Genomic DNA, 13,427 nt, shown 5'->3' on the forward strand with positions numbered 1-13,427 from the left:
ACTTCAATCAATTAAACTCACATCAACCCAAAGAAGCTGAGCATGAACACACCGGCGCTGATACTGACCAAAGATAATACCGTTGTAAATACCACTATGTTGGCGGCCAGGGCAGCATCCCCACCGTATGCGCGGGCGACCACGTAACTGGCGGCGGCGGTGGGTGAGGCACATAGCAAAAATGCGGTACCCAGCGACTGCCCATGAACCCCCAGTAGCAGCAAAATCCCCACCGCCACGACCGGCATCAATACCAATTTAAACGCCGACACCTGCCACAGAAGAGCCAACCCTTCTCGAACATCACGATAATTCATGCTGGCTCCGATACAAACCAGCGCCAACGGCAAAGACACGCTGATGACGGTTTCACTGCTAACCACAAACCAATCGGGAAGCGACAAGCGCGCCAGCGATATGGGAAGACCTGCAACGATCGCGACAATCAGAGGGTTGGAGAAGATCTGTTTGAACAATTGCCCGATGGAAACGGGATCATCACTCATCCCGCGCACGAATAACACCACAGACAAAACGTTATAGAGGACCGTCACCAGCGCCATCAGCACCGACACAGTTGCCAGCGCGTCACTGCCGTAGGCGTTCAGGCAAAGGGACAGACCCACAATGCCCAAATTGCCCCGCAGTGCACCCTGCTGAAATACCGTTGCCTGATTTGGCATCATCTGTTGCCGTCGACTCCAGACCTTTGCCAGCCAGTACACCATTAGGGTGCACCCCAACAGCACCAGCGTCAGCCGTGGCTGCACTGCATCCAGGAGCGGCTGCCTGGAGATACTGGTAAACATCAGCAACGGCAGGGAAATATGGAAGACAAACCAGGTGCCCATAGCGCTCAGGCGCTGGGGCAACCAACCGGCAAAGTTAAGGCCTATTCCCAGGCACAACCACACAAAGATGGGAGTGGTTACCGACAGGCTGAACAGTAGAACTTCGAAAAACATCAGCGCTCGGCGATCCCACCTTCTTGTTCACTGTCCACCTCTTGCAGATCATTGGCCAACCAGCGTTGAGGAATCTGTTTGCCGGTCTTGGCCCCCAATTGGCGCAGATCATCAACACGCTTGAGCAGGTTGCCACGGCCATGGCTTAAGCGTTTACAGCTTAATTGCCAGGCTTCCTGGGCGCGCTGAATGTGTCGACCAGTATCATCCAGGGCTTCCAGCAGCAACACAAACTGGTCATGCAAGCCGCCAGCCTGGCGAGCAATACTTTCGGCATTGCGGTTTTGCTTTTCGGTGCGCCAAATGTTTTCAACGGTGCGCAGGCTGGCCAGCAGCGTGGTGGGGCTGACCAGGAAGATACCCTTTTCCGAGGCCTCTTGATAAAGCGAGGGAGCGGACTGCAGCGCCGACATAAAGGCCGATTCCACCGGAACAAACATAAACACAAAATCCAGGCTGCGAAGGCCCTGCAGCTGTTCGTAGTTTTTGGCGCCGAGCTGTTGAATATGAGTGCGAACGGAATTAACGTGGCTGGCAAGAAAGCTTGAGCGCTCGGCTTCGGAGTCCGCGTTCACCGCCCGCTCGTGGTCCACCAGCGACACTTTCGAATCAATAACAATATCTTTGCCGTGCGGCAGCCTCACCACCACATCCGGATTACGGCGTTGGCCCTCTTCGGTTTTCAGCGCTGCTTGGATTAGGTACTCGCGGCCCCGCTCTAACCCGGACTGCTCCAACAGCCGCTCCAGAATCATTTCTCCCCAATTTCCCTGGGCCTTGTTGTCGCCCTTGAGCGCATTGGTGAGATTGATAGCATCCTCTCCCATTTGACGGGTTTGCTTTTGCAACTCCTGCACCTGCCCCAACAGTTGGTTTCGCTCAGCACTCTCTTTTTCGTAGGCATCCTCCACCTTGCGCCGAAATGCCTGCAGCTGTTCCCGAAGCGGTTCGACGCTGGCATTGAGGGCGTTGCGGCTCTGTTCCTGAAAGCGGGCCTGCTTATCATCGAAAATACGGTTGGCCAGCATTTGAAATTCCGTACCCATCTGTTCACGGGTTCGTTGCAGCAATTGCAGCTGGGTACTGAGCCCCTCCTGTTCAGCCCGATATTGCGACTGCATGGCGGCAAACTCTGCCTGCAACTCACGATACCGGGACTGCCAACTATCCAGTTCTTCCCGCTGTTGCTCCTTTTGTTGATACATCTGGTCCAGATTTTGGTCCCGAAACTCGATTTCCTGACGCGCCAGCGCCAGCTCGGTGGCCCTGCTGCGCCCTCTTAACAGGACCAATACCAGTGCAACTCCTATCCCCAGAGCGAACGCGGCGAGGCACAGCCACCAGCTGACAGCAGTTAAATCTTCAAGAGATTGGAGCATGGCATTTCCGTTTACGGCCACATCAGGCCTTTGTTACTATCCATTGCGTTTTTAATTTTTGGACTTTTTGCCGTTCTCGAAGGATCGCAGCAGGGACCATTCGTGTTCAATATGACCAAACACTCATCCCCAATCAACAAAACACTGGCAGAGGGCATCTCTAAAACGATAAAAAGCCAGTGTGCAGATGCCTACGCAAATTACGACAACGGCGATTTCAAAAAAGCGCTGCGACAATTCTACCAAGCCTGGTTGCTGCTTCCCAAGCCCCAGGTCAACTATGCAGAGGCGGGCTGGGTACTGACCGGCATTGGCGATACCTATTTCCGACTGCAACAATACCAGCCTGCCTGCGAAGCTCTGCGCTCTGCTCAGCACTGTGGCAGCGTCAAAGACAACCCTTTTGTGGAACTGCGCCTGGGACAGTGCCTATGTGAAATGGAGGGGCTCCCCAGTGGCCGTCACCATCTGCACCGCGCCTGGCGCCTGGGAGGCCAGAAGCTGTTTGATACAGAAGACCCGCGCTATCTCGACGCCATCAAAGACCTGCTCAGTTGATCATCATCTACCTATTCTTGCGTATTGCTCCTGTCGCATTTTTCATTCTTCGCATAAAAATCGAACACTTAGAAACCAAACTGCATAAGCACAACTTTAAATGCCATATGTTTTGCTATAAGGGGTTACATTCCGAAAAGGGCTTATGCTAGATTAGTTCCAGGCAGTCTGGGGTTAGTGCCCCAGGCAAGGCTGAATATAAATCACAATAAAAGACGAAAATTGAGGATACACCTTCCATGAAACTGACTAAGCAATTTCTGGCGGCCCTCCTTTTGGCAACTTGCACCTCGGCCGCTATGGCCTGCTCCAAGCCCGAGGCCCCGGCCCTGCCGGACCCTGACACGGCGGTTACTCCGCAAATGGTCAAGGCCAAGAACGATGTCAAAGCCTTCCTGGCGGATGCAGAAGCCTACCTCAAGTGCAACATTTCCACCAAGCAGCACAACAACATGGTCGACAAAATGAAGTCCGTGGCTGCCGATTTCAACAAAATCGTACGCGCCTACAAGTCCCGTATGGCGGGCTGAGACCAGGCACCACAGCATCTCTGTTGGCGGAGTACCCGGCGTACTCCGCCAGCGATACAGACCTGCCCGTCTTAACGTTGTAACGCGTGCAAAATCAAACGTTAAAGCCCAGCCGATTCCACCCCTCTACGCTTTCCAATAGCTTTACTTAATACCCTGTGAGATCATCCGCCAGCAACACGGATGGAGAAATTTCGCACCCTTATGTCGGCCAGACTCTTTGATATCAAGCCCCTGCTGCCGGATATTCAAGCCGGTTACCTGATTCTCACCCCCAACAGCCGCCTGCGCAACAAACTACAGGAGGCCTACAACCATCATTGCCAGCTACAGCAGCTCACGACCTGGCCGGGCGCCAGGGTGCATCCTCTGAGCGAATGGATTCGGGAAAATTACCTGATTCTGCTGGACCAGGCCGCCGTGGAACAGCCACGGGTTCTGGCCTCGGAATTTCAGCAGCGACAACTGTGGCTGGATATTATCCGCGCTGACAGCGAAGGTGCAGAACTGATCAATCCCCTGCGGCTGGCCACTGACGCACAGAGCGCCTACCGCAGCCTGTTGCGCTGGAGTCTGACCATCGGGGATGTCCAACGCCAGTATGGCGAGAACGAAGACCTCCCCCTGTTGCGCTGGGCTACGGAATTCGAAAACAAACTGGATGAACTGGGCCTGCAGACGTTTGAGCATATGCAGCGGGAGGTACTGAAGGCATGCCGGCAAGGCCTCGTCCCGGGCGAACAAGCCCTCACACTGGTGGGCTTCGATGACCTGCCACCGCTGACACGAACCACCCTCGATGCCATCAGCCTGAGGCAGCGCCGCTGCGATGCGCTGAGCCGCCGGGATCCACAACTGTTTCAGCAACCCCTTCAACAACCGCACTGTTTCAGAGTCCGCACGGATAACGACGAGGACGAAATTCGCCAGGCAGCACGCTGGGCACATCAGCTGATTGAATCGGACCCCACCAGCACCGTGGCAATCATCAGCCCCAATCTCGGCCAGGTTCGCAATCAGGTCCAGCAAATATTTATCGAAGAATTCGAGCCTCACTATGCACTGCCGGAAACGCCCAGGTATACCCTGCCCTTTAACTTTTCCGCCGGTATTCCACTGGGCAGCACTCCCTTAATCAGTGACGCATTGAATCTGTTAAGGCTCAACCTCAGCAGCCGTCCGCTGGAAGATCTTGTGCACCTGATGAATTCACCGTTTTGGGGAGCCGGCACCGATGTGGCCCATTGCGCCCGGGTGAGTCAGCGTCTACGTTCGCGTTTGCGCCCCAACCTTCGCGTCAGTACCTTGCGACAGATTTGCCATCAGCTTGCCGGCGGTGAAGCATCCGGCGAGCTGAATTATCCCCATTGGCTGGATCGCACCCTTCAGGATTTCGAAAGCCTGAAGCGTCGCCATAGTGGTCAACGCCCCCCCAGCCAATGGGCCGACTTTTTCCTGGAACAGCTGAATTTACTCAACTGGCCCGGAGAACGGCGCCTCGACAGTAACGAGTACCAACAGGTCACCCGCTGGTACGAATTATTGGAGGAATTCTGTCGACTGGACCTTACGGGAACAAAGTTATCACTCAGCGAAGCGCTGGATTGTCTTGGCCAACTGGCGGCAGGTGAACACTTTCAGGCGCAGACTCCGGACTCACCGATTCAGATTCTCGGAATATTGGAGGGATCGGGGCTGGTGTTCTCCCACTGTTGGGTGTTGGGCATGAACCAGCGGGACTGGCCGCCGGTACCCCAACCCAATCCTCTTCTGCCGCTTGAATTGCAACGTGCCCATGGCATGCCTCACGCCGATGCGGAACGGGAATTAAATTACGCCGAAACCCTGACCCGGGGATACGAAAACAGTGCCGACGAGGTAATCTTCAGCTATGCCGCCAGCGAGGGCGACACGCCGCTGCATCACAGCGCATTGATTGCCCACCTCCCGGAAAAACATCCGCATTTTGAAGCCCACAGCGAACACTGGCAGGAATATCTCAAGAGCTGTGCCCGCAGTGGCCAGTGGCAATGGGTGAATTGTTTAAATGCACCACCGGTTTCAAAAGACGAACTGGAACAAATCAAGGGCGGCAGTCAAATCTTTCGCAACCAGGCGATCTCCCCTCTGGCGGCATTCTGCATTCACCGGCTGGGCGCCAGCCTGCCCCTTGAACCCTCATTGGGATTGAGTGCCATTGACCGCGGCCAGATACTGCACAATGCCCTTGCCGATCTCTGGGAAAAGCTCAAGCACCAAAAGGCATTGCTGGAGCTTGCGCAAACCGAATTGCAATCCCTGGTGGATACCTGCCTCGACCGTCATCTGCAAGCCTATCGGTTGAAACAACCGGATCAGCTTGGGGAGCGGTATCTGCAGCTGGAAAAACGCCGCCAACAACAATTGATTCTGCAATGGCTGGAGCTGGAAAAACAACGCCCCGCCTTTACCGTGCAGTCCTATGAAGAGTCTATCCAAACGGAATTTGCCGGATTACCACTGCGGTTAAGGCTGGACCGTCTTGATCGCCTCGACAGCGGCGAGCTGATCCTGATCGATTACAAAACCGGCAATCCCTCGCCTCGCAGCTGGGGCAGTGATCGGCCGGAAGAACCTCAACTTCCACTCTATAGCCTCTGTTACAAGGCTGATGTGGAGGCGGTAGTTTTTGCTCAAATCAATGCCCGCGAAGTAGCGATCAAGGGCTTGGGTGAATTACCCGGCGAGCACGACGGCATCATTCCGACGGCCCGAGGTGGCGAACTGGATCTGCCGGAAAACTGGCCCGACATTCTCAATCATTGGCGTACCACGTTAGGACAATTGGGTGAGGACTTTCTCCAAGGCAACGCCGATCCTGGGTTCAAATCGCCGCAACTGCAACGTTTCTATGAGGCACTGTCACCGATTTTTCGCTGGCAGGAGCAGGAACCGTTAAAACAAGCCTTTAAGCAGGGAGCGGATCATGCAGCCAGCTGATTACGAAGCCAGACAGCGGGCACTGGACCCCGGCAACTCTTTTGCCGTGACCGCACCGGCGGGTTCGGGAAAGACCGGATTGCTGACCCAAAGAGTGCTCACGTTACTGCCCTTATGTAACCAGCCCGAAGAGGTGGTGTGTATCACCTTTACCCGCAAGGCCGCAGCCGAAATGCGCGAACGTATTGTGGAAGCGATTACCCGGGGTGCCAATACCGAACGGCCGGAACAGCCCCACGAGCAATTGTCCTGGGACCTGGCCCAGGCGGTTATCGCCAGGGACCGGGAGAAAAACTGGCAGCTGCTGCGCAACCCCAACCGACTCCGAATCCAGACCATTGATGGCCTTTGCCGCTCACTGACGCAGTTCAATCCCGTCAGCAGCGGCATCGGTGGCACCACGCAATTACTGGAACACCCCTCCACAGCCTACCGTCAGGCTGTGGAAATGACACTGTCGGACCTGGAACAGGAAGGACCGCTGCGCGAAGATCTGGCAGCGCTGCTGACGCACCTGGACAACAATCTGGATGCCGTCAGCAATCTTTTGATCGGCCTGCTGGCAAAGCGCGATCAGTGGTTGCTGCCACTGCTGAGTGCAAGAGACGCCAAGGATTATCTCGAAGGCGTTCTGAATGAAATGATTGGCGAAAGTCTGCAACAGGTCTCCGAACATCTGCTGCCCTGGGAAAGTGATCTGTGCCTGCTGGCTGACTATGCCGGCAATAACTGCCTGAAAGACAAACCCGACAGCGACATTTGCCGGCTCGCAGGAATGGTCGGGTTGCCGGAGGATTCCCCCGCAGCACTTACCCCCTGGCGCCATGTCGCAGAGCTGCTGCTCACTCAGAAAGGTGACTGGCGTTCGCCACGGGGCCTCAACAAAAATTGCGGTTTCCCTGCCGGTACTGATAAAGCCGGCAAGGAGGCCGCCAAAGCCCGCAAAGAGGCCATGGCGGCACTGCTGGCAGAGCTATCTGAACAGACTGGATTGTTATCGGCGCTGCAGTTTATCCGCCTGTTGCCACCGCCGCGCTATCACCATCAACAATGGCGGCTGCTGGACAGCCTGACCCGCCTTATGCCCCATGTGGTGGGGCAACTCAAGTTAGTATTCCGCCAGCTCAACGCCACGGACTTCAGCGAAATCACCCAGGGCGCGCTCTATGCTCTGGGCAGTGCTGACGAACCCACCGATCTCAGCCTGATTCTGGACCACCAGATTCGTCACATTCTCGTCGATGAATTCCAGGATACCGCCTCGCCGCAACTGCAATTGCTGGAAAAACTGACCGCCGGTTGGCAACCCGACGATGGCCGCACACTGTTTATCGTGGGCGATGGCATGCAGTCCTGTTATGGCTTCCGGGATGCCAATGTGGGTATCTTTCTGGATGCGCGTAAAGCAGGTATCGGCGACGTGCCACTGCAGCCCCTGAATCTGACCGTCAATTTCCGCTCTCAAACCGGCGTGGTGGACTGGGTCAACCACACCTTTGAACAGGCGTTTCCGGAAAGCGACGATATCTCCCGCGGCGCGGTGTGCTATTCCGGCTCAATCGCCTTCAAGCCGGAGCTGGAGGGTCCCGCAGTTCAGGCACAGTTATTTGTCGATCACCCGGACCGCAACGCTGAAGCCGAGGCCGTCGTCGAATTGGCCAAACAGGCGCGGATTGAAGACCCGCAAGGCAGCATCGCCATACTGGTGCGTAGCAGGCCCCATTTACAGGCCGTGATTCCGACCTTGCAGGCGGCCGGATTACCCTGGCAGGCCACCGATATCGAGCCCCTGGCCAATCGCATGGCCGTTGTGGATCTGATAAGTCTGACCAGAGCCCAGCTGGATCCGAGCGATCGCAACGCCTGGCTGGCACTGCTGCGCAGCCCCTGGATTGGCCTCGACCATGCGGATTTGCTGGTGGTGGCTACCCACATCGAAGACAGCGGTGAAGACACCAGGCAACAGCCTTTAATCATTCAGCAGTTAGAAAAATCGCTGCTGCCCGCTGCCAACAATCCGTTTGATGGCATCATCAGCGCTGACGGCCAGGCTATTCTTAATCGCGCTGCCCCGCAGTTGATCCAGACCTGGAAACAGCGCTCGCGCAAAAGCTTGAGACATAGAATCGAAGGGCTATGGCTGGCTCTGGGCGGACCGGCAGCACTGTTTGATCATATCGATCTCGACAACGCTCGGGACTTTTTTGCGCTGCTGGAGCGCTACGACAGTGGCGGTCGTATCGAGCGCTGGCAGGAGTTCCAATTGGCGGTGAATCAACTCTATGCGCGCCCGGCGACCGAAGCCGGTCCGCAGATTCAGGTAATGACCATCCACAAGTCCAAGGGCCTGGAATTCGACACCGTCATCATCCCCGGCCTGGATAAAGGCCAGCGCGCTGACGATAAACCTCTGCTGATCTGGCAGGAGCGCATCAACCGCGGGCACCAAAAACAGTTGTTGCTCAGCCCATTGTCGGCCACGGGTGACGATCCCGATCCTTTGTACCAGTTCCTGCGTCACGAACAAAAGGTCAAGAACCAGCTGGAGTCCACCAGGCTGCTCTATGTCGGCTGCACCAGAGCCATCAAGCGGCTGCACTTACTGGCCCTGGTCAATAGCGACAACAAAAAGGATGGCTGCAAGGCACCGGCGAGCGGCAGCCTGCTGTATTCACTTTGGCCACAACTGGAACATCAGGCGCAACTCCACAGACAATCGGGTGAGCAATCCCGAACAGAGGCAGAAGAACCTTTGGCGTATCTTCGTCGCTTAAGCCCTCACTGGCGTCGACCGGTGTCTGTGCCGGGCAGTCTGCTTGCCGCCTACCGCGGGCGGGAAACCGACGACGAAGACAACCAGGTCTCCGATGAGGGTTATCGCCACCGTGCCGCACGACATACCGGCACTGTCTTACACCGCTGCCTGGCTCAGATCGCCGGAACCGATCTGTTGCTTTGGGACAGCGCCAGGATTGAGCGTCAGAAAGATTTTTGGCGGGTTCAGCTGCGGGAGCTGGGCGTCAACGGCAAGGATCTGCCCCAGGCGCTGGACCGTCTGGAGCTGGGCCTGCGCCGCACCCTGGAAGACCCCGCCGGCCGTTGGATTCTGGGAAATCACCGCCATGGAGAGGCCGAACTCTCTCTCTGGAGTGGAACCACAAAAGCTCGAAACCTGATCATTGATCGCACTTTTGTCGATGAAAAGAACCAGCGGTGGGTGGTCGACTATAAGAGCAGCGAACCCTCGGCAAACCAGACATTGGAGGAATTTCTGGAGGTGGAAGTACGGCAGTACCAAAACCAGCTGCGACGTTACTGCCAGCTATTTGTCCAAGACCCGGGGCCACCCCCCAAAGCGGCGCTCTATTTCCCAATGTTGGGCCGCCTGCAGGAAGTTAACTGGAGCGACGATAAAATGCCCTGACAGGAAAAACCCCTACAGTTGGCCCCTGGTTTTCAGTAGAATAAGCGCCTTTTTATAATGATTGATGGACCTATCCATGACCGAATTCGCCGTAGACGATCTCAATATTGTCTCCCAGGAAATTCTGATTTCCCCAACTGAGCTGAAAAATGAGATGCCGCTTTCCGAGGCGGCCCGCAAGACTGTAACTGAAGGACGCGAAACGGTTCGCAATATCCTCACTGGCGAGGATCACCGTCTGATGGTGGTGGTGGGCCCCTGTTCTATTCACGATGTGAAAGCCGCCAAGGATTATGCCCAGCGCCTTAAGAAGCTGGCTGATGCCGTCAGCGACACCCTTTATGTTGTCATGCGTGTCTATTTTGAAAAACCCCGCACAACCGTGGGCTGGAAAGGTCTGATCAACGATCCTTACCTGGACGACTCCTTTAAGATCCAGGACGGTCTGCACACTGCCCGCCAGCTGCTGCTGGATGTTTCGGAAATGGGGCTGCCCACCGCCACCGAGGCTCTGGACCCCATCTCACCGCAGTATGTTCAAGATCTGATTTCCTGGTCCGCGATTGGCGCCCGTACCACCGAGTCCCAGACTCATCGCGAAATGGCCAGTGGCCTGTCTTCTGCGGTGGGTTTCAAGAATGGCACCGACGGTGGCCTGACCGTAGCCATCAATGCACTGGAATCCGTTTCCAGCCCGCACCGCTTCCTCGGTATAAACCACGAGGGCCAGGTGGCTATTACTCATACCCGCGGTAACCCATACGGCCATGTGGTGCTGCGCGGCGGCGCCGGCAAGCCTAACTATGATTCTGTTTCAATCGCACTGTGTGAGCAGGAACTGCAAAAAGCAGGCGTTTCCACCAACATCATGGTGGACTGCAGCCACGCGAACTCCAACAAGAACCACGAACTGCAGCCGCTGGTCATGGACAACATTGCCAATCAGATCATTGAGGGTAACGAAACCATCATTGGTATCATGATTGAAAGTAATATCGGGCCAGGTAACCAGAAAATCTCCTCCAACCTGGACGATCTGCAGTACGGCGTCTCTGTAACCGATGCCTGTATCGACTGGGAAACCACCGAACGAACTCTCACTGAGATGGCAACAAAACTGGCAACACCGCTCAAGCAGCGCAAGAGTTCTAAAAAGAACGCCTGACGCCGACCTTCCCTGTTGCCGGCAACACCTCAAAACGGGCCTTAGGGCCCGTTTTTATTTTCCTAGACTAAAGTCCCATTTACAGTGGTATTTCTTCAATAATTCTGTAATATCCGTAGACTGGCTCGCGCAATAGGGCATTCCCTCTTTTGCCTCGTTGTTGACCCGAAAGTCACACAAGAACATGGAAAGGCGCGAGAAAAAAGGCAGAAAGCTATAACAATATAGGTACCGGGAAGTTCAAACTCCCCAGCATAAACAGGTACCATGCCGGAGAATAATAAATAATGAGCGCACTAAGCTCGGCCGATTTTCGGCCAGAAGTGACTGAACTTAAGACCAGCATCCGGTCGTTGGCCCAGCCCATCGAACCACAAAAGAACTCGATCGACGTCTATCTTTCGCAGATGATGGGGATTGATTATGTGTTTCTGTGCTCCCAAAAGAACCCCGAACAGCAGGAATGCGTTCGCATGGCGGCACAGCTGATGAACGCTCGCAACCTCAGCTCCAGTCGTTGTATGTTCCTGATTGCCACCGGCAAGGGCAAGCAGCGCAAGTTCCGACAGTGCCTGATTCACTGGGTTGACAATCACCCGGTAGAGGTCACCTGCACCGAGGTTACCTCACCGTCGCAGCTGGAGCATTACCAAACCATTCTCGGTCATGGCCGACTGATCAAGTAATCCCCCTCCCCGGATTTAATCCCACCACGGATAAAAATCTGGCAAGTCCTTCGGCGCCGTTTGCCTGAACTGCGGCGCCCGTTTCTCCAAAAAGGAATTCACCCCTTCGCGACCATCTGCCAGGCTCTGGTAGAAAATTGCCAGCGAATCAACTTTGTGGGCATCACGCGGGTGCGGCATGGCAGCGTTGCGGTACATCATTTGCCGGGTCATGGCGATAGCAACCGGTGAGGCATTATCCGCAATATGGCGCGCCATGGCATAGGCTTTATCCAGCAATTGATCCGCGCTCACCACCTCTTTCACCAAACCGCCCTCGCAGGCCTGTTCTGCACTTAGAATCTCGGCGCTGTAGGTCCACTCCAATGCCTTCGAGATCCCCACAATCCTGGGCAGAAACCAAGTGGAGCAGGCTTCCGGGGTAATACCGATCTTATTGAATACAAAGCCGATGCGGGCCTTTTCCGACATCAGGCGAATATCCATGGCCAATGTCATGGTAGCCCCAATGCCCACAGCAGCCCCGTTGATAGCGCCGATCACTGGCTTGGTGCAATCGTAGATAGCCAGGGTTACCAGTCCGCCGGTATCGCGCACGGCAGACACAAAGTCCGGATCGTCAAACCGGTTTTCCATATCCTCCATGGTGGGACGCAGGGTTTCGTCGAGCCCGAACACGTTGCCGTCGACACTCAGATCCATGCCCGCGCAAAATGCCTTACCTGCCCCAGTGACCACTACCGCCCGAACCTCGTCGTCGGCGCTTGCCCGCTTAAAGGCGTCCACCAGCTCATCCGCCATGGTTACGGTAAAGGCGTTCATCTGTTCGGGGCGATTAAGGGTGATGGTCAGAACATGATTGTCAAGCGCATAGTTAATGGTGCTGTAAGCCATGATTATCTCCACAAGCGTTGAATATTGCGAAGAGCTTACTAGGGGTTAACCCCTGGTCACAGGGTCAATAGGGACAGGAAACCCGCGGTCAGCGACAACCGCGGGATCTGGTTACATATAGGCGTGAGATGCGTCGGTATGGTCTGTGCCATCACGCACACCGGCCAATTCCGGGATTTTCTCCATCAGAGTCTTTTCAACACCTTCCTTCAAGGTGACGTCCACCGCACTGCAGCCCTGGCAACCACCGCCAAACATCAGTACGGCATATTTGTCTTCAGTGAACTCCACCAAAGAGACGTTGCCCCCATGGGAAGCCAGACCGGGGTTGATATCATTGTAGAGGACGTAATTAATTCGATCTTCGATCGGACTGTCATCGTTGACTTGAGGCATTTTGGAATTGGGTGCCCGAATCGTCAGCTGGCCACCCATGCGGTCGGGAGAATAATCGACCTTGGCGTCCTCCAGGAACGGCAGACTACGCTCTTCGAAGTAGGCCTTGAAGCCCTTGAGAGGCATCTCCAGGTCTCCTTCCTGCTCTTCACCGGGGCGGCAATAGGCGATGCAGGTCTCTGCCTGAGGGGTGCCGGGATTGGCGACGAACATACGAATGGAAATACCTTCGCAGTCCTGTTTGCTGAGCAGCTCCGCCAGATACTCCTGGGCAGATTCAGTAATATTCACGTTGACCATTCGAATGGGTACCTCTGACTCCTGAAAGCTCTCTTAGGGAGAGTAGCGCTATTTTAGGGGAAAGACCCTTTTATAAAAACCAGAAATCCATTGTGGCTATAGGTAATGATCTATCTTTCATTTGGGTCTGCCGGAGGGATTCTGCTAGAAT

10 protein-coding genes are annotated in these 13,427 nt (G+C 55.4%); 6 read left to right on the plus strand and 4 right to left on the minus strand.

Annotation, left to right across the window (positions count from 1 at the left end):
• Positions 1–17: 17 nt before the first annotated feature.
• Together HBA55_RS16185 and HBA55_RS16190 are read right to left on the minus strand one after the other, a co-directional pair.
• Positions 18–965 (minus strand): AEC family transporter, encoded by a 948-nt coding sequence (locus HBA55_RS16185; RefSeq protein WP_166993570.1) that lies wholly within the window; start codon positions 963–965, stop codon positions 18–20.
• Complete coding sequence (locus HBA55_RS16190; RefSeq protein WP_166993572.1) at positions 965–2,344, minus strand: DNA recombination protein RmuC; 1,380 nt, start codon at positions 2,342–2,344, stop codon at positions 965–967. The genes HBA55_RS16185 and HBA55_RS16190 overlap by 1 nt, the downstream gene beginning before the upstream one ends.
• A gap of 111 nt (positions 2,345–2,455) precedes the next feature.
• On the opposite strand from HBA55_RS16190, the gene HBA55_RS16195 reads away from it, so the two are divergent.
• The 6 genes from HBA55_RS16195 (at position 2,456) to HBA55_RS16220 (ending at position 11,686) form a co-directional block, all read left to right on the plus strand.
• Positions 2,456–2,902, plus strand: a complete 447-nt coding sequence (locus HBA55_RS16195; RefSeq protein ID WP_166993574.1) for a tetratricopeptide repeat protein — start codon at positions 2,456–2,458, stop codon at positions 2,900–2,902.
• A gap of 239 nt (positions 2,903–3,141) precedes the next feature.
• Complete coding sequence (locus HBA55_RS16200) at positions 3,142–3,432, plus strand: hypothetical protein (protein WP_166993576.1); 291 nt, start codon at positions 3,142–3,144, stop codon at positions 3,430–3,432.
• Between the two features lie 204 nt (positions 3,433–3,636).
• Positions 3,637–6,411: a PD-(D/E)XK nuclease family protein gene (locus tag HBA55_RS16205; protein ID WP_166993578.1), complete on the plus strand. Its 2,775-nt coding sequence runs from the start codon at positions 3,637–3,639 to the stop codon at positions 6,409–6,411.
• Positions 6,398–9,835: a UvrD-helicase domain-containing protein gene (locus tag HBA55_RS16210; protein WP_166993580.1), complete on the plus strand. Its 3,438-nt coding sequence runs from the start codon at positions 6,398–6,400 to the stop codon at positions 9,833–9,835. The genes HBA55_RS16205 and HBA55_RS16210 overlap by 14 nt, the downstream gene beginning before the upstream one ends.
• A gap of 76 nt (positions 9,836–9,911) precedes the next feature.
• Positions 9,912–11,000: a 3-deoxy-7-phosphoheptulonate synthase gene (locus tag HBA55_RS16215; RefSeq protein WP_166993582.1), complete on the plus strand. Its 1,089-nt coding sequence runs from the start codon at positions 9,912–9,914 to the stop codon at positions 10,998–11,000.
• A 287-nt stretch (positions 11,001–11,287) separates the two neighbouring features.
• Positions 11,288–11,686, plus strand: coding sequence for a hypothetical protein (locus HBA55_RS16220; protein WP_166993584.1), 399 nt, complete (start codon positions 11,288–11,290; stop codon positions 11,684–11,686).
• Between the two features lie 15 nt (positions 11,687–11,701).
• Here the strand turns inward: HBA55_RS16220 and HBA55_RS16225 are convergent, their stop codons facing one another.
• Together HBA55_RS16225 and nfuA are read right to left on the minus strand one after the other, a co-directional pair.
• Complete coding sequence (locus HBA55_RS16225; protein ID WP_166993586.1) at positions 11,702–12,580, minus strand: crotonase/enoyl-CoA hydratase family protein; 879 nt, start codon at positions 12,578–12,580, stop codon at positions 11,702–11,704.
• Between the two features lie 111 nt (positions 12,581–12,691).
• Complete coding sequence (nfuA, locus tag HBA55_RS16230; RefSeq protein ID WP_166993588.1) at positions 12,692–13,276, minus strand: Fe-S biogenesis protein NfuA; 585 nt, start codon at positions 13,274–13,276, stop codon at positions 12,692–12,694.
• Between the last annotated feature and the right edge of the window lie 151 nt (positions 13,277–13,427).

It is taken from the genome of Pseudomaricurvus alkylphenolicus, assembly GCF_011683955.1.
GTDB classification, from domain to species: Bacteria; Pseudomonadota; Gammaproteobacteria; order Pseudomonadales; family Cellvibrionaceae; genus Pseudomaricurvus; species Pseudomaricurvus alkylphenolicus.

Bases quoted from the DNA above. Each gene is read 5' to 3' on its own strand.
- HBA55_RS16185 (WP_166993570.1), bottom strand. From the start codon at position 965: ATGTTTTTCGAAGTTCTACTGTTCAGCCTGTCGGTAACCACTCCCATC.
- HBA55_RS16200 (WP_166993576.1), top strand. From the start codon at position 3,142: ATGAAACTGACTAAGCAATTTCTGGCGGCCCTCCTTTTGGCAACTTGC.
- HBA55_RS16215 (WP_166993582.1), top strand. From the start codon at position 9,912: ATGACCGAATTCGCCGTAGACGATCTCAATATTGTCTCCCAGGAAATT.
- HBA55_RS16190 (WP_166993572.1), bottom strand. From the start codon at position 2,344: ATGCTCCAATCTCTTGAAGATTTAACTGCTGTCAGCTGGTGGCTGTGC.
- HBA55_RS16210 (WP_166993580.1), top strand. From the start codon at position 6,398: ATGCAGCCAGCTGATTACGAAGCCAGACAGCGGGCACTGGACCCCGGC.
- HBA55_RS16220 (WP_166993584.1), top strand. From the start codon at position 11,288: ATGAGCGCACTAAGCTCGGCCGATTTTCGGCCAGAAGTGACTGAACTT.
- nfuA (WP_166993588.1), bottom strand. From the start codon at position 13,276: ATGGTCAACGTGAATATTACTGAATCTGCCCAGGAGTATCTGGCGGAG.
- HBA55_RS16225 (WP_166993586.1), bottom strand. From the start codon at position 12,580: ATGGCTTACAGCACCATTAACTATGCGCTTGACAATCATGTTCTGACC.
- HBA55_RS16205 (WP_166993578.1), top strand. From the start codon at position 3,637: ATGTCGGCCAGACTCTTTGATATCAAGCCCCTGCTGCCGGATATTCAA.
- HBA55_RS16195 (WP_166993574.1), top strand. From the start codon at position 2,456: ATGACCAAACACTCATCCCCAATCAACAAAACACTGGCAGAGGGCATC.